The organism is Microcoleus sp. CAWBG27, from assembly GCF_020883145.1.
Taxonomy (GTDB): domain Bacteria; phylum Cyanobacteriota; class Cyanobacteriia; order Cyanobacteriales; family Microcoleaceae; genus Microcoleus.
Window position 1 is genome coordinate 1 of the sequence record NZ_JAHREU010000064.1, and the last position, 22,184, is coordinate 22,184.

A 22,184-nucleotide genomic window follows, 5' to 3' on the forward strand; every position below is an offset into this window, starting at 1 on the left:
TATTCTTTTTTCTAGGTTCAGTTCTCTGTGCCTTAAGTTCGCGGTGTGAACCGCTCTCTCTCTGGCGCTTTATTAATATACTTATTTCGCAAGGGGTTGTCAAGCGTTTTGCGAAAATATTTTTGATGTTGTGTAGAAACTATACACCGTATGCGTTTTGGCTGTTGAGACAGACTATTTCACCCGATCGCCCAATCTGCTTTTCCGGATTTCACTTGTTTGGGGCGTAATTCTAAGGTTTTTTTCCGGGGACTCTTCCGCTAATGGGTAGAATATCTTTACAGACACAGACAGATGTTCTATATATATGTGTTCGATCGCCCGCCCATGAAAAAACCTACTGCTCGTCCTACTGCCTTGTTCCTAACCTGCGCCTCACTGCTGCTGGCTTGCAGTCAGACCAACACTCCCCAGACTGGTACTAATACAGTATCTCCAGGTACTTCACCAACTCCCACAGCTACGCCACAGGCTTCGGCTGCGGGGAACTCTGCGGCTATTCCGGTTGGGGTTGGGGTGGCGCAAACTAGCAATGTGGCTTTACTCGGTCAGGAACAGGTGGCTGGGGCGAAAATTGCTGAGAAGTATTTTAACGATAAGGGCGGTGTGGATGGGACGCCGATTAGACTGGTGTTCCAAGATACGGGTGGAGATGAACAAGGGGCGATTAATGCGTTTAATACTCTGATCAATCAGGATAAGGTGGTGGGGATTGTGGGCCCAACTCTATCACAGCAGGCTTTTGGTGCCGATCCGATCGCCGATCGCGCCAAAGTTCCCGTCCTCGCACCCTCCAACACGGCTAAAGGTATTCCCCAGATTGGCGATTATGTGGCCAGAGTCTCCGCGCCTGTCGCTGTGGTGGCACCTAATGCGGTTAAAGCAGCCCTGAAGCAAAATCCCAATATCAAGAAAGTAGCCGTGTTTTTTGCTCAGAATGATGCTTTCAGCAAATCTGAGACGGAAACTTTTCAGAAAACCGTTAAAGAGATGGGGCTGGAATTGGCAACAGTCCAAAAATTCTTGACTACTGATACAGATTTCCAATCTCAAGCCACTAATGGGATCAATGTCAAGCCCGATTTGATAATTATTTCTGGGTTGGCCGCAGATGGAGGCAATTTAATTAAGCAATTGCGGGAGTTGGGCTACAAAGGCGTTATTATTGGCGGCAACGGTTTGAATACTTCCAATGTATTTACTGTTTGCAAGGCTCTTTGCGATGGGGTTTTGATTGCCCAAGCATACAGTCCGGAATATCAGAATGAAATTAATAAGGCTTTCCGCGAGGCTTATCGCGCTCAATTTAAGAAGGAACCGCCTCAGTTTAGCGCTCAAGCTTTTACTGGCGTACAAGTTTTTGTGGAGTCATTAAAGGCAATTAATGCTCAGTCTAAGGTTAGCGAAAAGCCTTTGGCAGAATTGCGTACAAAGCTTAATGAGCAGTTGTTGACTGGCAAGTATGATACGCCTTTGGGGGAAATTTCTTTTACGCCGGAAGGTGAAATAAATCAAAAAGACTTTTATGTGGCACAAATTAAAATGAATGCGGATGGAGTTAATGGGAAGTTTGAATTTTTGAAATAAAGGAATTTCGGCAACGAATTTTGTAGGGATTTAACGAATGTAGTCAAAAATATGACAGTAGTTTTTTATCCTATTTGTGATTGAATGATTTAATTTTGATGCCTAATTAGTGACTGGCGATGGACTTAACTCTGTTTCTGCAACAATTTCTGAATGGTTTGTCGATCGGCAGCGTGTATGCTATTTTTGCACTGGGATACACGCTGGTGTTTTCTATTCTGGGAATTATTAATTTTGCTCACGGCGCTGTATTTACCTTGGGTGCTTATTTCACTTATGCGCTGATGGGAGGTGCTGTCGGTTTTAATGGGTTGTGGGCTAATGCTCGAATTCCGGTGCAATTGCCTTTTGCTGCTGCGTTAATTTTGGGAAGTGTGATGGCTGGTTTGGTGGGAGTAATTGTGGAACGAGTTGCTTTTTTGCCTTTACGCCGCCGGCACTCAGATCCCTTGCTGACGGTGGTTTCTAGTTTGGGTGCAGCAGTGGCGATCGCTAATATCATCCAATATCTAGTCGGTGCGGAGATTTACACTTTTCCTGCTAATACTTACGGCTATTTGCCTGCGGCAATTAACTTCGGAACAGTGGATAAACCTATTCCAATTCGTAGCGTACAAATAGTTATTTTTGCGGTATCTGTTGCGATTGTGGCTGTTTTAACTTACTTGATAAATTTCACTAAGTTTGGTAAAGCAATGCAGGCTGTGGCTGAAGATGCTACTACTTCTAGTTTGTTGGGGATTGATACCGATCGATATATTGTGTTGACGTTTTTCGTGAGCAGTTTTCTGGCGGGTTTGGCTGGGAGTTTGGTGGGTTCTAGCGTGAGTATTGCTGGGCCGTATTTTGGGATTGCTTTTGGTTTGAAGGGTTTGGCGGTGATTGTGCTTGGGGGTTTGGGGAGTATTCCTGGGGCAGTTTTGGGTGGGTTTATTATTGGTTTGGTGGAGGCTTTTGTACCTGGTGATTTTTCGGCTTATAAGGATGCTGTGGCTTTTGCTATATTGTTTATGATGCTGTTGGTTAGGCCGCATGGTTTGTTTGGGCGGCGTTTGATTCAAAAGGTGTAAGTTTGTTATTTCCTTGATGATTCGGCGATTGAAATCGCTTCTACAAAAACGAAGTCCGCCTTCGCGGACTAAGAAATAGAGGCGTTTGATTCAAAAGATTCGGCGATTGAAATCGCTTCTATACAAACGAAGTCCGCCTTCGCGGACTAAGAAATAAAGGCGTTTGATTCAAAAGATTCGGCGATTGAAATCGCTTCTATACAAACGAAGTCCGCCTTCGCGGACTAAGAAATAAAGAAAGTTATGGCTACATTTTTTACTACTTACGGGTTTTTAATCGTTTCGATGTTGCTGGGTGCAATGTTGGGAATGTCGCTGTATTTGCCTCTGATGACTGGACAGTTGTCTCTGGCTAGCCCTGGTTTTTATGCGTTGGGTGGGTATATTGCGGCGATTTTGTCTACGACGGTGTTTAAGACGACAGGGGGTTTGTTTCCTCTGCCGTTGCTGTTAGTGGAGATGATAATTGCAGGGGTTGTTTCGGGGTTGCTGGGGATTTTGGTGGGAATTCCGGCGCTGCGGTTGAGTGGGATTTATTTGGCGATCGCAACTATTGCTTTTGTGGAAATTTTGCGGGTTTTATCGCTGAATCTGGATATCACTGGCGGGGCTGTGGGCATTTTTGGGATTCCGCAACCGTTTGGGACGCCGATCGAGTATTTGTGGATTGTACTGCCTTTACTGTTGGTAAGTATGGCGATCGTCTATCGGCTGGAACGGATTCGGGTGGGGCGGGCTTTTGCTGCGATTCGGGCTGATGAGTTGGCGGCGGATGCGATCGGCATTAACCCAACTTTTTATAAGGTTTTGGCTTTCACATTAGGTGCTGTTTTAGCTGGTGTTGTGGGTGCGGTTAGTGCTCATTTCCTGAATACTTGGAACGCCCGTCAAGGGACTTTTGATGCTAGTATTATTTACTTGACTTCTGTGTTGATTGGTGGTAGCAGAACTTTTCTGGGAGCAGTTTTGGGTGGGATGGTGTTTACTGCTTTGCCGGAGGTTTTGAGGGGGATGGCCACTATTCAGGGATTGCCGATTTGGTTAGCGCAATTTCTGCGGGATGGGCGGTTAATTGTGTTTGGGGTGCTGATTGTTTTGGGGACAATCTTTTTTCCGCAAGGTTTGGTGACGCCGGAGTTGTTGAAGAAGTGGAGGAAGGGCGATCGCAATTCTGTTTAAAATTAGATTATTGGTAAACAAAGGTGCGATCGCATCCCCAGTCCTTATCGATCGCCTATCTATAAAACCGTGTCTCACAGATCGCTTATGATAAATGTATCCTCGTATGTCTAGGAGTTTAAACTATGTCTCTCGCTGAGTTAATTCCTTTGGTGAACAGTCTGAGCCAGCCAGACAAATTATCACTCTTCAAACTCCTAGCTGTGCAAATCCCAAAGGCTGAACTACAAGTTATTTTTTCTGCATCAGAGTATCCGGTTTGGTCGCCCTACGATGCAACGGAAGCTGCAAACATTCTGATGCAGATGATTCGGGATGACCGAGAGGCATCTACTCATGCCTAGTACGATCGAGTTTCCCTTTTCTGACGATGAAGCATTACCCACGATTCCCATTACTCTGATTCATGCAGGCTTTTCTGTCTCCGCGAATGCACTGCTAGATACTGGATCTGCGGTCAACCTATTACCTTATGACATAGGGCTGCAATTGGGTGCAATTTGGGAGGAACAAACTATCCGCTTGCCATTGGCTGGAAATCTTGCAAGGGTTGAGGCACGGGGTATATTTGTACAGGTTCAAATTGGGAATCTGGAACCAGTTCGTCTAGCATTTGCCTGGGCACAATCCTCTCAGGTGCCCTTAATTCTCGGGCAAACAAACTTCTTTCGAGAATTTGATGTTTGTTTTCAGCGATCGCAATGCAGGATCGAGATTATCCGCTTCTAATCAGCGTCGATGTCGATCGGTAAAAAAGACAAGGGCGATCGTCCTATCGATAAAAAAAGTAAGGGGCGATCGCATCCACACAAAGAGTGCGATCGCCGATCAATAAAAAAGTAATGTTTTAGCTTGCTGTCGAGTGCAGTTCAGTGTTGGCCCAGCGCTCGATCGGGAGTTTCACAACTTTCCGCCCGCTGGCAATTTGCTTCTTTCGCAAATCCTCAAATATTGCTTTAAGATCATAGTTAAAGGATTTTGCGTAATCTTTACCCAATCCACAATAGCGATCGCACTACGAGGCGGGCGATCAGGACTAGAAGTGTTGAATCCAGACTTAAAATTTCACACTCAATCACACAAGCGTCTTTGGCAGAAGATCGTAGCTTCATCTTTCAATACTCCTGAGTGTGAGTGGATCAGCCGCTTCTTAATATTCTTACTAAGCTGTTAGACATTTAAATTGCGTAGCTGAACCTCATCTAGGGTTCAGCCACTAAAATACGCAAAGTAGGTGACTCTTAGCTTAGAAAGTAAGAGTAATAGCAGTCGCTCCCTTGTTTGAGAAGATTGTATCATTCGCGATGACCTCGAAGGTTACCTGATTATTGAAATTCACCGTGTTCGCACTACAAAATTTATAAGATCCAGCACCCGTACATTTTGCTGTATACTTACCTATGCTTAGCTTGGCATTCATGTTTGGTTGTACAGTACGCGAACTACCCAGCAGGGCGTGTGCTCTTCGGGTATCTCCTGCTAAAAATGCTGCATTTACACTTTGCAGGGACTTAACATCCCAGGTGTTCTCTTCGGTAAGGGTAGCTACCATCTGGTACACATTGGGGGGAAAGATAATCTGGGCTTTTTCTGTCATCTCGCCGATATCCAAGACTTGTCCTGGAGTATACTGACCGAATGTGCACCAATATTCTGGGTGCGGCGTAAAGGTTGCGCTTATGTTCATCTGTGCTGGAACCACGAACGTGCCAGTACCTGTACCTGGAGGTGAACCAACAATCCCCATATTGATGCCAACTGCGGCAGCGTTCGCCGGAATTGTGGCATCTTGATGGATGTATAGAGTGTCAACTTGACCACCGGCCGCTTGATTCTGAAACGTAAAAGCTCCGTTGGGCCTTCTTGTAAAATTAACATTGTTTGAGGTTGTGAGATCGGCATCCCATTTCTGTGAAGCCGAGAATATAACGCCAGCACTGAGGGTTCCAGCCTGAGACCAGACAAACTGATAATCAATCTCCCAAGTAAAGGAGACAGATGTTGTCTGAGCAACAGGAAGAGCGAACCATGCGAGTGACATGACTTCAGGATTATTCATGTCTGGGTCTTGCTGAAAGCAGCAGAAATCCCAGTTATTGGAAGAGTTGTTTTGGAAAGTAAGAGTGTATTTTTGTGCCATTTTTCATTCTCCTAATTGTAACCGTTCAGGGGGTATCTGCTCTATGATGCTGGGCGATGCAAGTTCGATGAATCTTACATTTTCTGTATCTTAGACCGATCGCACAAAACTGCAAAGCGAAAAAAGACGGAAAAAGACGGGTATTTATAAAATTTGGATGCAAGGCGGAAAAAGACGGATAAAGGCGGATAAAGTCGGGTATACTAACTAGAGTTCTCTGACACGCCTACTGATGGACACTGCCCATATCTTGCAATTTGTAGATGAAGTGCTCAGTGCGAAGACAGGCAAACATCTAAATGACTTGCAGCGTGGAATTATCGAGGGAATACTGAAGCGACAAAAGTATTCTGATATTGCAAATACTTATGGTTGTACTGCGGGTCATGCTAAAGATGTAGGTTACGAGCTTTTGCATATGTTATCTGATGTTTTCGGCGAACCAGTGGATAAACGTAATCTTAAATCTGTCCTAAAACGGCAATCAACTATAAAAAATGCTTTAAATAATAGTAATAATATTGATGGTGATAGCAATACAATTAACTATATCAATGGTTGCTCAGAACTACCCACTCCTACCCCAGATAAAAGTCAGCCTCCGACTCCCGACTACCAGGATGGCACGAATCAAGTTAAAATTGAAATGATTGTTAAATTACGACAGTTGGGATTGAGGGATGAGCAAATTGCAGAGGTGCTAGGGTTAGCCTCGGAGGTAGTGAAGCAGATAGATTGATAATAGCTTTTAGTTGTTTAAAACACACATCCTCAGTCGAGGTATAAGTTTTATGTTCGCAGTCGTCACCCCAGAAAAGATTCATTTGCCACCAGGAACACTGATAAAATTTCCTGGTAGTTGGCAGGATTACCAAGCACTTGTAGAACAATTGGGCGATCGTTCAATTCCGCGCATCAAATATCGGCCAGGAGAAATTTTGTTAATGTCCCCTTTACCCGTACACGGAAAACAAGCAAATATCATTGCTGATGTTGTCAAAGTTTTGCTAGATTGCTTGGGGCGAGATTATGAAGCGTTTACGCCAATTACGATGGATTTGCCGGAGGAAAGAGGAATTGAACCAGATTATTGTTTTTATATTGATAATTGCGCGGCAATTCTTGGTAAAGATCGGATTGCTTGGGGTGTTGAACCGCCGCCCGATCTGGTGATTGAAGTAGACGTAACTAGCTATACGGATTTAGATGATTACTTGCCTTATCAAGTGCCGGAAGTGTGGCTGTTTAAGAAAAATAAGCTCAGAATTTACGACTTGCAAAACGATCGCTATGTCGAAAGTTAAGTTAGCCGTTATTTTCCCAATTTTAATATATCAGAAATTGTGGAGGAATGCTGGCAAATGTCGCGCGATCGCCATACAAGTACAGTTATTCGGGAGTTGCGACTGAAAATTGAAAGGGAAAACGGTTGAATCATATGGTGTTCGGTGAATCGATCGTAATTCCTGTAGGGGCAGGTTCACCAACAATAATTGCCTAAAACCGAAAATTATCATAAACCTGCCCCCGCCCAACGATTACAAACAATTTCGATCGCGCTAATTAAACAAACATGGTATTCTGCCAAATTTTAATAGTTTTGTCACTGCTACCGCTAGCCAAAAACTCTCCTTCCGGGCTAAAATTAACCGAATAAACCGAGTTAGTATGACCTGCAATATTGCAAATTTCTTCACCGTCTTTAACTCGCCAAATCTTAATAGTTTGATTGCTGCTGCTAGCCAGAATCTCGCTATCTGGACTAAAGGCAATAGAATCAACATACCACGAATGACCTCTGATAGTTAAAACTTCTTGCCAATCTTTAACCCACCAAATTTTAATTGTATTGTCGTGGCTGCCGCTAGCCAAAAACTCGCCGTTCGGACTGAAAGCTATGCAGCGAACGCTGTCTGTATGACCTGTCAGCGTGCGAATTAGTTTCCCATCTTTGACTCGCCAAATCTTGATTGTTCTGTCCCAACTGCTGCTAGCAAGAGTTTCGCCATCGGGGCTAAAGGCGACACAATAAACTAAGTTGATGTGACCCGCCAGGGTGCAGATTTCTTGTCCGTCTTTGATTCGCCAAATCTTGATTGTTCTGTCCCAACTGCTGCTAGCAATTAGAGTTCCATCGGGACTGAATGCTGCGCCGTAAACTGAGTTGCTGTGACCCACAAGCGATCGCATTTCTTGCCCGTCTTTCATGCGCCAAAGTTTGATTGTTTTGTCGTGGCTGCTGCTGGCTAGCATCAGTCCGTCGGGGCTGAAAGCTACTGTATATACTGAGTTAGTATGGCCTGCAAGAGTAACTATTTCTTGCCCGTCTTCTACTCGCCACAGTTTGATTGTTTTGTCATCGCTAGCGCTGGCTATGACTTCTCCGTTGGGGCTGAAAGCAACAGAGTAAATTAAGTTTTTATGACCTGTTAAGGTGTGAATACATTGCCAGTTATATGTAGGTTGTTGGGGCTGGGCGGTAGTTTTTTCTGGTTTAATTAACTTGTTGGATTGTTTTTCGGGTATTGCTAGGTCGATCGCACTTTGCGGATTTATTTCTTTTAATACTTCAACAGCCGTTTGATAGCGGCGGTTGGTAGCATTGTCAATCATTTTATCTAAGATTTTTCCTAATTCTTCGCTGACAGGGTTATTTGTTAAATATTGCCGCCAGATCCAGGCATCTTCGCCTGGATCGAAAAGGTCAAATGGGGAAACTTGTGTTAGCAAATACAGGCAAGTTACGCCTAAACTGTACAAATCGCTGGTAAAAAATGCTTTGCCTCTGGCTTGTTCGGGGGCGATGTATTCGGGGCTGCCGATGCTGGTTCCTGTTTTGAGTAATGCCGTACCTGTGGCAATTTTGGCGGCGCCAAAATCTACTAAAACTAATTGTTTGTCGGCGCGGCGAATGATGTTTCCGGGTTTGATGTCTCGGTGAATGACGTTGTGCGAGTGGATGAAGTGAATGACTGGTAATAAGCTATTGAGTAAGTCTTTGATTTGAGTTTCTGTAAATGTTCCTTCTTGTTCGACGATTTGTGCTAAGTTTTGGCCGTCGATAAATTCTTGTACTACGTATTGTCGGTTGTCTTGGGTGGAATAGGCTAATAGTTCGGGAATTTGGGGGTGTTTGCCCAATTCGTCTAATCGCATTGCTTCTTGTTCAAAAAGTTGGGCTGCTTTTTTGCTGTTGCGATCGACTCCAGATGGTATTAGTTGGCTGTCTGGTAAAAATTGCTTGATGACGCAGCGGGGTTTGGAGGGTTTGTCTTCGTCTACGGCGAGAAATGTTCTGCCAAAGCCGCCTTGTCCGATCGCCTTTATAGCACGGTATCTGTCGCGCAGCAGCAGTTTTGACCGGCAATTGCGGCAAATTTTGGCTGCATCCGGGTTGTGGGGCTTGGAACAGTTCGGGTTTAAACAGTAACTCATTCGATTTTAGATTTTAGATTTTAGATAAGACGGCGGTTGAAACCGCGTCTACACAAACGAAGTCTGCCTCCGCAGACTGAAGAAAATAAAAAAATTTTAACCGCTTTTGTCTTCAACCCGCGGAGGCGGGTTTGGTTTGTATAGACGCGGTTTCAACCGCCCGGTATTCCGATCCCAAGCTATTTTAGAAGTTCCACATGACGGGATTGTCATCTAAACGATCGGTGACTGTTCGCCCGGGTGACTGTTCGCCCGATCGCGTCAATCTCTTTTAAGTCCTCCTGACTTAACTTTACCTCAGCCACTTTAGCGTTATCGGTGGCTTGTTGGGCGTCGCGGGCGCCGACAATTGCATTGGTTTGCGGCTGCACAATCAACCAGGCCAATGCTAAGTTTCCCAAGCTTGTCTGGTGGCGATCGGCAATTGGCGGCAGTTGATTTAATGCTGTTTGCACTCGGGCATAATTTTCTTTGAGGAACAGCTTATTTTTGGCGCGGCGATCTCCTTCTGCACATTTGTGTTCTGGCCCAAATTCACCTGTCAATATTCCTTGGGCTAGAGATGAATAGGCGATGATTGAGATATGATTTTCTTGACAGTAGAGCATGGCGTCTTTTTCTACGCAGCGCCAAAACAGAGAATAGGGCGGTTGCAAGCTGTCAATGCGTCCGTATTGGGAGGCTTCTGCTATTTGGGCCTGGGAAAAGTTGGAAACGCCGATCGCCCGAATCTTCCCCTGTTGCTTTAATTTGTTCAGGGCGTCCATTGTTTCGGCAATTGGTACAGCTTTGGAATTCCAAGTGTCGGCGGGCCAGTGGATTTGGTACAGGTCGATATAATCGGTGTTGAGGTTTTTTAGCGATCGCACGCTTCGACTACCAAATCTGCTCTGAGGTGGTTGGCAAAGACTTTGCTAGCATATACTACTTGCGATCGCACGTCTGAAAGTGCTTGACCGATAATTTGTTCCGAATGCCCTTCTCCGTAAACCTCAGCCGTATCAAAGGTGGTAATACCGGCCTCAAAAGCGGCGCGCATGGCTTTGACACTTTCAGCATCCTCAATTCCCACCAACATCCACTTCCCAGCTTGCCAAGTCCCCATAATTATCGGGGTTATTTGAATTTCCGATGTCCCCAATTGTCGCTTTTCCATACCCTAAGTCCTCATTTGGATTTTTAGTATTCACCCTCAATCTATCTAATTTTAACAGAAAAAAGTAGGTATAGTAGCTTTGAGTCACCGATTTTGTTACTATTGTTAAACTCTAAAAAACACCTATGAAATCAACTACTTGCGCGCTGAAAGAATGGAATGTAGCGGTTAATGCTTTAGAATGTGGCAAAACGATTTTGCTGTTGCGAAAGGGTGGTATTCGCGAGCAAGCGGGACAGTTTAATGTCAGTGACAAGCAAGTCTTGCTTTATCCAACTTTTGAACACCAACAACCTGATTTATTAAAGCCAGATTTTGCAAGTCAAGTGAAAATTGTAGAATCGGGTTGGCATCCAGAAAATATTAGAATTGCCAGTTGGGCTGAGATTACTGATGTTTTTTTGGTGGCTTGGGAGCCAGCAATTAAGGCACTGCTTCCTTACCATATTTGGAATGAAAAATTTGTCGGCGACCGCCTGAAATGGAAACAAAACCAGCCAATTTATATTTTATTGCTGCGCGCTTATCGCCTCGCAGAAACAGCCGAAATTCCGTACATTTCTGAATACGGCGGTTGTCGTTCTTGGATTGATTTGGCAAGTCCTATTTCTCTGGAGGGGAGTGAAGCTGTTTTAAGCGATGGAGAGTACATTGCACGATCGCATGAAATTCGCAATCTGATGGCAAATCCTCCGAATGCCGATGGTTTGCAGACAATCACAACGCTGACGGTTTAAAATTTATCTACGTATAACTTGTTGAAAGTAGATAGAATGTATTGGTAGCAACGATCTGCTTTTTAAGCCGATACAAAAAATAGACTTTCTGCGTTTGGCTCATGTTTTGCCAGTATCTGTTACAAATTATAGCTGTACGATCGCTCCGATGAATGTTCGTCAATTGAAGGGAAGCATCCAGACTTTACACGATGGGTGCTGTGAAATTGCCATGAAGATCGATCGCGCTTGCAAGGAAGGTTTGCAATGAGTCAGATCCAGCGCACCGTCTTGATTGTCGATCGCAGCCCGGAAGACTGTCATAAGTACCGACAGTATCTGCTGCGCGATCGCGAGTACCAATACAACATAATCGCAGCCCCGTTAGGGAAAGAAGGGTTGGCGCTGTGGGAACGGCACCAGCCAGATTTGGTGTTGTTCGATTATCGGCTGCCAGATATGGACGGTTTGCAATTTATCGCCCAACTGCGAAGCAAAATAGTATCGCAGCGATATTTACCTGCGATCGTGGTGGCGGGGTTCGGGAACGAGACGATCGCAGTCGAAGCTATCAAAGCCGGCGCCCAAGACTATCTCATCAAAGAACAATTGACACCGGAGAGCTTGCGGCTGGCGGTGAATGCGACGATCGACAAAGCGCAATTACACGCCAAATTGCAACAAAACGAAGAACGCTTGCACTTAGCGTTGAAAGCCGCTGGGATGGGTACTTGGGAATGGCAGATTCCTAAGAATTGTGTGGTGTGGTCTAATCTGGTAGGGCCGATTTTTGGTCTACCGCTGGGAACTTCTCCGGCAAGTTATGAAGATTTTATCGAACTCGTACATCCCGAAGACCGCGAGATTATTGGCGAGGCTATTACCAGTACCCTTGGGACAGGGATTAACTATGAAGTTGAATTTCGCACTGTCTGGGCCGATGGTTCGCTGCATTGGGTAGGCGCTAAAGGGCAACTTTACTATGACTGGGCTGGCAAACCGCTGCGGTTCCTGGGTACAGTAGTAGACCTCACTCAGTCGAAACAGGCAGAAGCAGAACGCCTGCAACGATTGCAGCGAGAGCGCGCGATCGCCCTAATTGCTCAACAAGTTCACCAATCGCTGGATTTAGAGCGCGTTTTGCAAACAACCGTAGAGGAAGTGCGACAGTTTCTCGACACGGATCGGGCGATCGTGTTTCGGTTGCAGCCAGATGGTGGCGGGACTGTGGTAGCAGAATCTGTGGGCACTGCGTGGCGATCGATCCTAGCTTCCCAAATCTACGATCCCTGTTTGGCCGAGAGTTATCTCGAACCCTACCGTCAAGGATTGGTGACGGCAAAAACAGATATTCACGATGTCTCGATCGACCCTTGTCACGTCGAACTGCTGGCTCAATTTCAAGTCAGGGCAAATCTAGTCGTACCCATCCTGCACGAAAAACAGTGTTGGGGACTGCTGATTGTCCATCACTGCGGCGCCCCGCGCCTGTGGCAACCTTTAGAAATTGATTTGCTTCAGCAGTTGGCCCAGCAGGTGAGCATTGCTATCCGGCAGGCTGAGCTTTATCAGCAAGCACAACACGAACTGCAAGAGCGGAAGCGCACCGAAGCAATTTTACGGGAAAGCGAAGAACGCTTCCGCCAGTTAGCAGAAAGCATCGATGCTGTGTTCTGGATTTCCGATTACCCTTCGGGGCGAGTGCTTTATGTCAGTCCTGCCTACGAACGGCTGTGGGGCTTGAATCCCAAATCTTTGTATGATGACTCTCGGGTTTGGCAGGATTTAGTGCATCCGGAACACCGCGAATCGAACGCCCGAGCGTTTGAGCAGAAAGCTGTTGAAGGAAAGTTCGATGAAGAGTACCGGATTGTTTTGCCCGATCGCACTGTACGCTGGGTGAGAGACCGCTGTTTTCCGGTCAAAGATGAGACAGGAAGGATTTATCGGCTCACAGGAATTGCTGAGGATATTACCGATCGCAAACAAGCTGAAATCGCTTTGCTAGAGAACGAACGCCAGTTTGCAACCCTAGCAGAAGCCTCTCCCGCTGCCATTTTCCGGTTCGATCTTCAAAATAATTGTCTCTATGTCAACCGCCGTTGGGGCGAAATGACAGGCCGATCGGTAGAAGAGGCCTTGGGGATGGGATGGGTGCAAGCTTTGCATCCCGACGAACACGAGCGTCTGAGGAGAGAATGGCAAGAGTGGCGTGAAAAACCTGAGCCCAGAGGAATTTACCAGAACGAAGGCAGGCACGTAAAGCCAGACGGCAGCATTACCTGGTACTACACCCAGTCACTGCCCTACCTAGACAGTAACGGAACGGTGACGGGCTACGTGGGAACCTTGATCGACATCACCAAGCGCAAACAAGCAGAAGCATCCTTGCGCCACAACGAGCAACTCCTGCGATTGGCACTCTCGGGGGCCCATGCCGGCTCGTGGCACTGGGAAATTCCCACTGGCAAAGTTTTTTGGTCCCGGGAAAATTTCGATTTGTACGGACTCGATCCTGCGAAGGGTGCACCCGAATACGCAGATTGGTTAAATGCCGTGCACCCCGAGGATCGCGATCGAGCAAATGCAGAGGTGGAGAGAGTTGTAGAGCAACACTGCGAAGAGTTTCACTGCGAATTCCGCATTGTTCACCCGAAATACGGCGTGCGGTGGCTTCTGGGGCTGGCCCGCCTCAGCTTAAGCCCGCAAAATGAACCGCTACAGTTGAGCGGCATTAACCTCGACATTACCGATCGCAAGCACGCTGAGGAAGAGATCCGCCAAAGCGAAGAACGCTATCGATATTTAACAGAATCAATCCCACAATTAGTATGGACAGCAAACGCTGAGGGAGTATTGCTAGATGTCAACCAACGCTGGTTAGATTTTACTGGGTTGACGCTAGCACAAGCCCAAGCCGAAGGTTGGCCGGCGGTTGTCCATCCTGAGGATGTCTCTATGATGGGCGATCGTTGGATGTCTGCTCAACAAGACGGCAGCCCTTATCAAGCCGAAGGTAGATTGCGGCGCTGCGACGGCGTGTATCGATGGTTTTTGCACCAAGCTATTCCCGTCAAGAATGAATCGGATCGAGTTGTCAAATGGTTTGGTACCGCAACTGATATTGAAGACCAAAAATGCTTGGAAAAGCAGCGCGACAGTATTTTGCAGCAGGAAAAAGCTCTGCGCGCAGCAGCGGAAAAAGCTAACCGTGCTAAGGATGAATTTTTAGCTGTGCTTTCTCACGAATTGCGATCGCCCTTGAATCCGATCCTGGGATGGGCGCAACTGCTGCAAAGTCAAGCTTTGAATGCGGCTCAAACTGCTAAAGCTTTAGACACGATCGAGCGCAATGCCAGATTGCAGACTCAGTTGATTGATGATTTGCTCGATATTGCGGGGATTATGCACGGCAAACTGAGCTTGAATCCCACCCCGGTGAATTTGAGTTTGGCTGTCGAATCTGCGATCGATACTGTGAAAACGGCAGCGGTGGCTAAGTCGATCGAGATTCATGCGGTGGTGCCGGATCTGGGGTTGGTGTCGGGCGATGCGGTACGACTCCAGCAGATTGTCTGGAACTTGCTTTCTAATGCGATTAAGTTTACTCCCAACGGTGGCAGAGTGGAGATTCGGCTGGAGCGATCGGGCAATCGGGCGCTGATTGCCGTCAGCGATACCGGTAAAGGCATCCACCCTGACTTTTTGCTATCTATTTTTGATTCTTTTTACCAGGAAGACGTGTCTCTGACGCGCAAATATGGCGGGCTGGGATTGGGATTGGCGATCGTCCGCCATTTAGTCGAAGCACACGGCGGGACAATTGCTGCGGAGAGTGCGGGCGAGAATCAGGGATCTACTTTTAGGGTAAGTTTGCCGCTTTTAAAGGCTGAACCTGAGATGAACTTAGCAGAGGAAGTAGAGGAAGTGCGATCTTAGGTACGTTGTTGGGCTTCAGCCCTCTTAGGTACGTTGTTGCGCTTCAGCGCTCTCTTAATAGATAAAACCGGAGCGAAGACAGCGCAACTACATACCTTAAATACAAATTCAGTCCTCTTTAACACCTTTCAATGTACTTTTCGAGAGACGCGCTTCCACGAAACCCAGCCCAAAATCCGCAGCTAAGGCCATCAAAGCCGCCGGAATTGCCCCAGCCAAAAGTAACTGATTGTTGACTGTAGCAACGCCCCGAAAAATAAAGACTCCCAAGCCACCTGCACCAATTGCCGCCGCAATAGTTGCTAGCCCGATCGCAATTACCGCAGCCACTCGCACGCCCGCCAAAATCACGCCCAGCGCCAGGGGAAGTTCCACCTGCCACAACAGTTGCATATCCGTCATTCCCATGCCTGTCCCGGCCATCACAATCGCCCGATCGACCCCGACAATGCCCGTGTAAGTGTTGCGGACAATTGGCAGTAGGGAATAGAGTGTCAGGGCGATGATTGCCGTGCGATCGCCTATTCCGCCCACAACTGGCACCGGAATTAGCAAGCCAAACAAAGCCAAACTGGGAATTGTTTGCATAATATTCGCAAAGCCCAAAATCGGCTTTTTCAATTTGGGTTTTCTCGTGACTAAAATCCCCAGAGGAATTCCCACAATCGTAGATATAACAATCGCGACTATTACTAAATACAAGTGTTCCATCGACCTCTGAACCATCTCAGCACCATAGCGGTTAATAAAATTAATCATTGCGTAATTCATGATTGCTAACAGCATTCGTATTTAGCTAATTAAAAAGATTCCAAAAAGGCGCGAGCTTCTGGATGCTGAGATTTCATAAAATTCTCAGGCGATGCCAATTCAACCAACCTTCCGTCTTGCATCAAACCAATTTTAGAGGCTAAAAAAAAAGCTTCTTGAATTCCGTGAGTCACAAAAATCACAGTTTTCCCTAGTTGCTGCTGCAATTGACCGAATTCCCGCTGTAATTCCAGGCGAGTAATGGGGTCTAAAGCACCAAACGGTTCGTCCATTAATAGCAGCGGAGGGTCTGCTGCAAGTGCTCTGGCGACGCCTACACGCTGCCGCTGTCCGCCGGATAACTGATGGGGATAGCGTTTGGCGAAGTGCTGGGGGTCAAGATTCAGTAATTCTAACAGTTGGTGGACGCGAGATTTTATGCGATCGTCCTCCCAGCCTTCCAATTTCGGCACTAAACCAACGTTTTGCTCGACGGTAAAATGGGGAAACAAACCGATTTCTTGAATTACGTAGCCAATTTTTCGCCGCAGTTGAATTGCGTTCCACTGAGTTGTCGGTTTTCCCATGACAAGCACTTCGCCACTGCTTGGCGTTAGTAAATTGTTAATCAATTTCATGGTAGTAGTTTTGCCACTACCGCTGCGTCCTAACAATACTAAAATTTCTCCTTGGAACACTTTAAAATTGAGTTTTTCTACTAAATGTCTGCGGTTGAGCCGATATGTAACGTCGAGGCATTCGACAGCAACTTCATTGTTGAGAGCCATGATTAGTTTGGGTGATATTGGTTTTAATAAATCGTCAATCGGCGAGTGTTGCGGGAGAATCCAAAATCCAAAATCTACAATCTAAAATTATCTTGGTTTTGCCATTCTAGCAACAAGGCTCGACATTGGAGGCAAGTTAATTTTTTGAGCAAGTCGCGAATTCCGTCGGGGGTTACAGGATATGCAGCACCGATTAGTTCGGGGTTTACTGTGGCTGTGGGGTGCAATTCTGCTACAAAACCGTAGAGTTTTTGATTGGAGAATGAACTGTTGATTTCCCAGCCTGTGGTGTTGATTGGTTGGATGCGGGCGATCGCACTTTCTGTCACGCCTAGTTCTTTTTTGATTATAGCTGGAACTGTGGCTGCTGGTGTTGCGGCTTCTGGTACGCGACCGCCGGGAAAGTCGAGGGTTGCTGCTGCTACGCCGGCGCGATACATCGGTGAGGGCAACAGCAATTTGTCAGCTTGAATTGTTAAGACGACCACTGAATCTGGTCTTTCTACTCGCCAATATTCTACTATTTGCCCTTCGGTTGTTTCGAGATGTTCGCCAATTAGTTTTACCCAATGAGAGTTGATTTCTACAAATCTGTCTAGAGTTTTCCAGTTGAAATTTTCGGTTGGGTTCATGTTGACAGTTGACAGTTGACAGTTGACAGTTGACAGTTTGTAGGGGCGGCGGATGGTGCGTGCCCGCCCTCTTAGTTGACAGTTGACAGTTGACCGAAGCAAGAAGGAAGAGAGAATAGGGAAGAACGAAGAGGGACAAAATAATTAAGAATATTCTAAGCGTCGGCCATGGTTGCTATAAATTAAATGTTTTGACCGATCGATCGTAATTGATAATTGTCGATCGCCCAAATAGTCGATCGGTCTTTTCAGCTTTGACCCGGTTTTTCGATCTAGATTGTAAATTTTTGCTACAATAGCACACAGAACCCAAGAAAATTCAGTAGCATAGACTACATAATCTAAGTTGATCTGCGCCTTTGGTGATGAGTTGTTGAAACCCCGCAAGGCGTGCTGACTTTTAGCTCTACAGGAGTAGTTATGCAACTGCAAACAGATATTCGTAGTCGGCAACCGCAAGCAACGCTAGCCAGCGCCGCGAGTGCCTTGGACTGGGCAAAATTTGGCTGCGCCGTACCTGCACCAAAATTGGCTCCTTCGATGTGGGTCAAACTGTTCAATCCGCCAACAGCATTCAGTTTTGATGAAGCGTGGTTGTTGTGTCAGTGCTCCGACCAAAAGTGGCTGGCTTGGATTCCTGATTATGGGGAAATTTTGCTGAATACGAATGAATTTTGCGCTACTTAATCGAGAATTAGAGTTTGAAATCCCTATCCTTCGGGTTTCAGAGCATATTTGTGGAATTATCAGGTTTGTAGTGAGGACTTTAGTCCTCAGAAATTAAGAAGGACTAAAGTCCTCACTACAAACCAAGTGAGGACTTTAGTCCTCAGAAATTAAGAAGGACTAAAGTCCTCACTACAAACCAATTGAGTTTTTACACAAAAAGAGCAATAGGTTTTCTATTGCTCTTTTTGTGTAAAAACACTCTTTAGTTTTTGTCTTCAGACAGCGGAACTTACTCGCTTATTTGCAAACTGCACGGTTATTTGCATTTCTGACAATCGTGCCTACTTTGCCATTAATCTGAATCGGGTTCTTGGTGCTGGCCCGGATCAAGCGGGGCTGTTTTGCCAGACATTCTCTGATAGATTCTGACCAGGTGGTGAGAGCGCTGGTGTATTCTGTACGAGTCGCGGGGGCGCGAAACTGCTCGGTAATTAGGTGATCTGTGGTGATGCTAGTGTCAGTAGCAACGTTGGTAATAATTGGAAAGTCAAAGGCTTTGGGTAAAGTTCTTTCAGGAATTTTGCCCGGTACTGTTTGGTAGTTCTTTGAGCCGCCTTTGTAGTCAATACCTGCTTGAGGGGCTGTTTGAGCGAAGGCAGGAATAGGTAAGCTGGCTACCAATACGGTGCAGCAACTCCAAAATAATTTCGATTTCATCCGATTCATCTCCTCAACTTTATGACGGTTAGCACTAATTAGGTAGGGGCAAAACATTAGCTTTAATTTATAAAAAATCTAATGCTAATGAAATTTTATCTTGGTTTTGACCCATCTAATTTATTACCAGACATCTTCAAAAACGTAAAAACTGGTTGGTCTGACAAACTGTAGAATTGTTTCAGTTGAGTGAGACATTTACACATCTGAAGTTGTTACAGCGTTGGGGACTCGGTTTTACCAGAATGATTCATTTTCGATCGATGTCATTGGAACTTTATCAAATTTTGTGTCAGATATCAAGTTTTGTCGATCGCCTGTGGCATTTTCACACTGGTTGAGGGCTCGATCGCCCTTTGAGTGTTATGCGCTATACCAGCGGAAGAAAGATGCTAGACTGCACCGATGGGCGTTTGAGTATTTTCAGGCGACAATAGACGGAGAAGGGGCTTGAAAATAGGTGATTTTAGTGGAAGATAGTAAGTTTATCGACGTATCGGAAATTATGGGTGTTCCCGCGGCTCCTGCGGGCTACAAGTCTGGCTTCGTGGGTATTATCGGACGCCCGAATGTTGGCAAATCCACGCTGATGAATCAGTTGGTGGGGCAGAAAATTGCGATTACTTCGCCGGTGTCTCAGACGACGCGCAACAGGCTGCGGGGCATCCTGACGACGCCGGAAGCACAAATTATTTTTGTCGATACTCCCGGAATTCACAAGCCGCACCACCAACTGGGTAAGGTTTTGGTGCAGAATGCGCGCACCGCGATTCAGTCTGTGGATGTAGTGCTGTTTGTGGTGGATGGTTCGGTGGAATCGGGAGGGGGCGATCGATATATTATTGAAATTCTCAGCAATTGCAAAGTTCCGGTGATTTTGGGGATGAATAAGTTGGACGAACAACCGGAGGATTCCGTGTTGATCGATCGAACTTACGAGCAAATTGTCAATCCCGAGTGGCCAGTTGTCAAATTTTCGGCTCTCACAGGCGAGGGTGTGGAACCGCTGCAACAGTTGTTAATCGAACATTTGGAAGTTGGGCCTTACTATTACCCGCCAGATTTGGTAACAGATCAGCCGGAACGCTTTATTATGGGCGAGTTGATTCGGGAACAGATTTTGCTGCTAACGCGGGAAGAAGTGCCGCATTCTGTAGCAATCGCGATCGACATCGTTCAAGAAGAAGCGAAAATTACCCGCATTCTGGCGACGATTCACGTTGAACGAGATTCCCAAAAAGGTATTTTAATTGGTAAAAGCGGCAGTATGCTCAAGTCGATCGGCAGTGCGGCCCGCGAACAGATTCAAAAGTTAATTGAAGGTAAAGTATATTTGGAGTTATTTGTCAAGGTGCAGCCGAAATGGCGGCAGTCCCGCACCCGTTTGGCAGAATTGGGCTATCGCGTGGAAGAGTAAAACTTTATCAGTTGGCAGGCAGAATATGCGTCCGAATGTTGACTCCCAGAAGCTCGAACGACTGATGCAAGTCTTGGGTAGAGAAGCTCAGGGTTCAGGCTGCATTTATTTCACGGGTGGTGCTAGTGCCCTACTGATTGGATGGCGGAGTTCGACGATTGATATTGATATTCGTCTAGATCCTGAACCCCCAGGCATTTTTGGTGCGATCGCCAAAATCAAACAAGAATTGAATATCAATATCGAACTGGCTTCCCCACAGGATTTCTTACCCACAATTCCGGGGTGGCGCGACAGGAGTATCTTCATTGGCAAATACGGTCAAATCTCGTTTTATCACTATGACTTTATAGCCCAAGCACTCTCCAAAATATCCAGGGGATTCGATCGGGACATTAAAGATGTTCAAGCCATGTACGAACAGAAATTATTTTCATTAGAAGAACTGCGGAATAGTTTTGAGAGTATTGCACCCGAATTAATCCGATTTCCCTCTCTTAATCCTGATGCGCTCAGAAGCAGAGTTGAGAACTTCATCAAACGTTTTGAAAGCAACATAGAGGATGGACAGTTATGAACTTAAATGAGTTACCGGGAGCAGAGCTAATTCTTCCCGGACTGGACGATCTTCATCATGGTAAAACTAATACAGTTGGGTCATTGTTAGTCGCGATCGCAGCAACGCGCCTAGCTGAAGCAGGCTTAGATGTTCCTCTCGATCGTCTGGCCGCAGAGCCAGAACTGACCCTTTATGCCCGCCTTCAAGATGAACGAGATGATGCTTATCCCTACTACAATGCTTTGCTGAATCGCTTGAATAGCTTTTGCAATGCACTTGAACTTCGTTATATGTGAGAATATGCGTTATGACATTGGGATTATCTTTATCCGATTTATCGGCACTCATGCTGAATATGACAAAGTGGATGCAGAAACCATCTGAGGTAATTATGTACAGCCTAAAACCTATTAGAAGCCAAGAAGATTACAAAGCATCGCTGAAAGAAATAGAGCATTTGTTTGAAGCTCCTCAAGGAACTCCAGAATTCGATCGATTAGAAATATTAGTCACCTTAGTTGAAGCCTACGAAAACAAACACGAGCCGATCGTGATGCCTGACCCAATCGAAGCAATTCTTTATTATCTAGAAAGTCGAGGTCTAACTCAACAGCATTCAGTGCGCGAGAGGTAACCCGAAATGAGCGGAGATTTTATGAAGATGGAGAATAATCAAGAGCTAGAGGACGAGTTACGTCCTGAGTATAATTTTAGTAAGATGAAGGGTGGCGTTAGAGGAAAATATGTCGAACGCTATAGGGCAGGAACTAATGTAGTGTTGCTCGTCTTGGACTGAAATCTGTTCTCTAAACTGGTCTGCTAAAAATCCCATATCAAACTATGAACTACCGAAACTACATCACGATCGAAGCAAATAAACGCGGTGGTAAGCCTTGTGTACGCGGCTTGCGAATTACGGTTTATGAAGTGCTTGAGTACCTGGCTTCCGAGATGACCGAAGCAGAAATTCTCGATGATTTTCCCGATTTAACACGAGAAGATTTAAAAGCTTGTATAGCTTATGCTGCTGACCGTGAGCGTCGGTTTATGGCTGCGACCTTATCCGCATGAAATTACTTTTTGATGAAAACTTGTCGCCCAAGTTGCCGAATCGTTTGAGCGATCTTTTCCCAAATTCGATTCACGTTCGAGATGTGGGAATGAAAGCAACGATCGACCCAATAGTTTGGGATTATGCAAAAGAGAATAATTTGATGATTGTCTCGAAAGACGCGGATATGCACGACCTGAGCTTGGTATTTGGGAATCCACCGAAAGTTATTTGGCTTCGCGTCGGAAACTGTTCAACATTGCAAGTTGAAAATTTGCTGCGCCGGGAGTTCAACGCGATCGAATTATTTTATGAAGACGAGACTTTATCGCTGCTTGCTTTATCATAATGCACCGATCGCCGAGGGTGTGCGATTCTG

Annotated in this window: 25 protein-coding genes and 1 pseudogene; 18 read left to right on the forward strand and 8 right to left on the reverse strand. The window is 45.9% G+C overall.

The window, feature by feature from the left end; genetic code table 11:
• Nucleotides 1-294: 294 nt before the first annotated feature.
• The 5 genes from QZ938_RS26320 to QZ938_RS26340 all read left to right on the forward strand — a co-directional run bounded on the left by QZ938_RS26320 (nucleotide 295) and on the right by QZ938_RS26340 (nucleotide 4,565).
• Nucleotides 295-1,587: an ABC transporter substrate-binding protein gene (locus QZ938_RS26320; protein WP_363318899.1), complete on the forward strand. Its 1,293-nt coding sequence runs from the start codon at nucleotides 295-297 to the stop codon at nucleotides 1,585-1,587.
• Between the two features lie 119 nt (nucleotides 1,588-1,706).
• Nucleotides 1,707-2,657, forward strand: coding sequence for a branched-chain amino acid ABC transporter permease (locus QZ938_RS26325; RefSeq protein ID WP_293354411.1), 951 nt, complete (start codon nucleotides 1,707-1,709; stop codon nucleotides 2,655-2,657).
• Between the two features lie 243 nt (nucleotides 2,658-2,900).
• Complete coding sequence (locus QZ938_RS26330) at nucleotides 2,901-3,836, forward strand: branched-chain amino acid ABC transporter permease (protein WP_293354413.1); 936 nt, start codon at nucleotides 2,901-2,903, stop codon at nucleotides 3,834-3,836.
• Between the two features lie 125 nt (nucleotides 3,837-3,961).
• Nucleotides 3,962-4,180: a hypothetical protein gene (locus QZ938_RS26335; RefSeq protein ID WP_293354415.1), complete on the forward strand. Its 219-nt coding sequence runs from the start codon at nucleotides 3,962-3,964 to the stop codon at nucleotides 4,178-4,180.
• Nucleotides 4,173-4,565, forward strand: coding sequence for an aspartyl protease family protein (locus QZ938_RS26340; RefSeq protein ID WP_293354417.1), 393 nt, complete (start codon nucleotides 4,173-4,175; stop codon nucleotides 4,563-4,565). The genes QZ938_RS26335 and QZ938_RS26340 overlap by 8 nt, the downstream gene beginning before the upstream one ends.
• Before the next feature lie 260 nt (nucleotides 4,566-4,825).
• On the opposite strand, the gene QZ938_RS26345 is transcribed toward QZ938_RS26340, so the two are convergent.
• The gene (locus QZ938_RS26345; RefSeq protein WP_293354419.1) at nucleotides 4,826-4,948 is read right to left on the reverse strand and encodes a hypothetical protein; all 123 of its coding nucleotides are present in this window, start codon (nucleotides 4,946-4,948) and stop codon (nucleotides 4,826-4,828) included.
• Nucleotides 4,949-5,082: 134 nt separating this feature from the next.
• Nucleotides 5,083-5,976, reverse strand: coding sequence for a hypothetical protein (locus QZ938_RS26350; RefSeq protein ID WP_293354421.1), 894 nt, complete (start codon nucleotides 5,974-5,976; stop codon nucleotides 5,083-5,085).
• A 232-nt stretch (nucleotides 5,977-6,208) separates the two neighbouring features.
• Here QZ938_RS26350 and QZ938_RS26355 point away from each other — a divergent pair, with 232 nt between their 5' ends.
• The gene (locus QZ938_RS26355; RefSeq protein WP_293354423.1) at nucleotides 6,209-6,715 is read left to right on the forward strand and encodes a hypothetical protein; all 507 of its coding nucleotides are present in this window, start codon (nucleotides 6,209-6,211) and stop codon (nucleotides 6,713-6,715) included.
• A 52-nt stretch (nucleotides 6,716-6,767) separates the two neighbouring features.
• Nucleotides 6,768-7,280 (forward strand): Uma2 family endonuclease, encoded by a 513-nt coding sequence (locus tag QZ938_RS26360; RefSeq protein WP_363318900.1) that lies wholly within the window; start codon nucleotides 6,768-6,770, stop codon nucleotides 7,278-7,280.
• Between the two features lie 259 nt (nucleotides 7,281-7,539).
• Here the strand turns inward: QZ938_RS26360 and QZ938_RS26365 are convergent, their stop codons facing one another.
• Both QZ938_RS26365 and QZ938_RS26370 read right to left on the reverse strand, forming a co-directional pair.
• Nucleotides 7,540-9,411 (reverse strand): serine/threonine-protein kinase, encoded by a 1,872-nt coding sequence (locus tag QZ938_RS26365; protein ID WP_293354425.1) that lies wholly within the window; start codon nucleotides 9,409-9,411, stop codon nucleotides 7,540-7,542.
• A 184-nt stretch (nucleotides 9,412-9,595) separates the two neighbouring features.
• A pseudogene (locus tag QZ938_RS26370) lies at nucleotides 9,596-10,567 on the reverse strand (aldo/keto reductase).
• Between the two features lie 125 nt (nucleotides 10,568-10,692).
• Between QZ938_RS26370 and QZ938_RS26375 the strand changes: the two are divergent.
• Together QZ938_RS26375 and QZ938_RS26380 are read left to right on the forward strand one after the other, a co-directional pair.
• Nucleotides 10,693-11,304, forward strand: a complete 612-nt coding sequence (locus tag QZ938_RS26375; RefSeq protein WP_293354427.1) for a DUF1802 family protein — start codon at nucleotides 10,693-10,695, stop codon at nucleotides 11,302-11,304.
• 246 nt (nucleotides 11,305-11,550) lie between these two features.
• Nucleotides 11,551-15,222 (forward strand): PAS domain-containing protein, encoded by a 3,672-nt coding sequence (locus QZ938_RS26380; protein ID WP_293354429.1) that lies wholly within the window; start codon nucleotides 11,551-11,553, stop codon nucleotides 15,220-15,222.
• 108 nt (nucleotides 15,223-15,330) lie between these two features.
• Here QZ938_RS26380 and QZ938_RS26385 read toward each other — a convergent pair whose 3' ends face one another.
• The 3 genes from QZ938_RS26385 to QZ938_RS26395 form a co-directional block, all read right to left on the reverse strand.
• Nucleotides 15,331-15,981 carry an ABC transporter permease gene (locus QZ938_RS26385; RefSeq protein WP_293354431.1) on the reverse strand — a complete coding sequence of 217 codons (651 nt, stop codon included), beginning with the start codon at nucleotides 15,979-15,981 and terminating at the stop codon, nucleotides 15,331-15,333.
• 41 nt (nucleotides 15,982-16,022) lie between these two features.
• On the reverse strand, nucleotides 16,023-16,760 hold the full coding sequence (locus QZ938_RS26390) for an ATP-binding cassette domain-containing protein (protein ID WP_293354433.1): 738 nt from the start codon (nucleotides 16,758-16,760) through the stop codon (nucleotides 16,023-16,025).
• A 74-nt stretch (nucleotides 16,761-16,834) separates the two neighbouring features.
• Nucleotides 16,835-17,392, reverse strand: a complete 558-nt coding sequence (locus tag QZ938_RS26395) for an NUDIX hydrolase (protein WP_293354435.1) — start codon at nucleotides 17,390-17,392, stop codon at nucleotides 16,835-16,837.
• Nucleotides 17,393-17,812: 420 nt separating this feature from the next.
• Here QZ938_RS26395 and QZ938_RS26400 point away from each other — a divergent pair, with 420 nt between their 5' ends.
• The gene (locus QZ938_RS26400; RefSeq protein ID WP_293154278.1) at nucleotides 17,813-18,079 is read left to right on the forward strand and encodes a hypothetical protein; all 267 of its coding nucleotides are present in this window, start codon (nucleotides 17,813-17,815) and stop codon (nucleotides 18,077-18,079) included.
• A gap of 279 nt (nucleotides 18,080-18,358) precedes the next feature.
• Here QZ938_RS26400 and QZ938_RS26405 read toward each other — a convergent pair whose 3' ends face one another.
• Nucleotides 18,359-18,778, reverse strand: a complete 420-nt coding sequence (locus QZ938_RS26405) for a hypothetical protein (protein WP_293154280.1) — start codon at nucleotides 18,776-18,778, stop codon at nucleotides 18,359-18,361.
• A gap of 289 nt (nucleotides 18,779-19,067) precedes the next feature.
• Here QZ938_RS26405 and QZ938_RS26410 point away from each other — a divergent pair, with 289 nt between their 5' ends.
• The 8 genes from QZ938_RS26410 (at nucleotide 19,068) to QZ938_RS26445 (ending at nucleotide 22,154) form a co-directional block, all read left to right on the forward strand.
• On the forward strand, nucleotides 19,068-19,232 hold the full coding sequence (locus QZ938_RS26410; RefSeq protein ID WP_293354437.1) for a hypothetical protein: 165 nt from the start codon (nucleotides 19,068-19,070) through the stop codon (nucleotides 19,230-19,232).
• Nucleotides 19,233-19,283: 51 nt separating this feature from the next.
• A complete protein-coding gene (gene era, locus QZ938_RS26415; protein ID WP_293354472.1) occupies nucleotides 19,284-20,195 on the forward strand; it encodes a GTPase Era in 912 nt (303 codons plus the stop codon).
• 25 nt (nucleotides 20,196-20,220) lie between these two features.
• Nucleotides 20,221-20,772 (forward strand): DUF6036 family nucleotidyltransferase, encoded by a 552-nt coding sequence (locus QZ938_RS26420; protein WP_293354439.1) that lies wholly within the window; start codon nucleotides 20,221-20,223, stop codon nucleotides 20,770-20,772.
• Complete coding sequence (locus tag QZ938_RS26425) at nucleotides 20,769-21,050, forward strand: hypothetical protein (RefSeq protein WP_293354441.1); 282 nt, start codon at nucleotides 20,769-20,771, stop codon at nucleotides 21,048-21,050. The genes QZ938_RS26420 and QZ938_RS26425 overlap by 4 nt, the downstream gene beginning before the upstream one ends.
• A gap of 4 nt (nucleotides 21,051-21,054) precedes the next feature.
• Nucleotides 21,055-21,138, forward strand: coding sequence for a type II toxin-antitoxin system HigB family toxin (locus QZ938_RS26430; RefSeq protein ID WP_293154385.1), 84 nt, complete (start codon nucleotides 21,055-21,057; stop codon nucleotides 21,136-21,138).
• Entirely contained in the window at nucleotides 21,122-21,388 is a 267-nt protein-coding gene (locus QZ938_RS26435; RefSeq protein WP_293354443.1) for a hypothetical protein, read from the forward strand. Before QZ938_RS26430 ends, QZ938_RS26435 begins: the two co-directional genes overlap by 17 nt.
• A gap of 206 nt (nucleotides 21,389-21,594) precedes the next feature.
• On the forward strand, nucleotides 21,595-21,825 hold the full coding sequence (locus QZ938_RS26440) for a DUF433 domain-containing protein (RefSeq protein ID WP_293354445.1): 231 nt from the start codon (nucleotides 21,595-21,597) through the stop codon (nucleotides 21,823-21,825).
• A complete protein-coding gene (locus QZ938_RS26445) occupies nucleotides 21,822-22,154 on the forward strand; it encodes a DUF5615 family PIN-like protein (protein WP_293354446.1) in 333 nt (110 codons plus the stop codon). The genes QZ938_RS26440 and QZ938_RS26445 overlap by 4 nt, the downstream gene beginning before the upstream one ends.
• The last annotated feature ends 30 nt before the right edge of the window (nucleotides 22,155-22,184 follow it).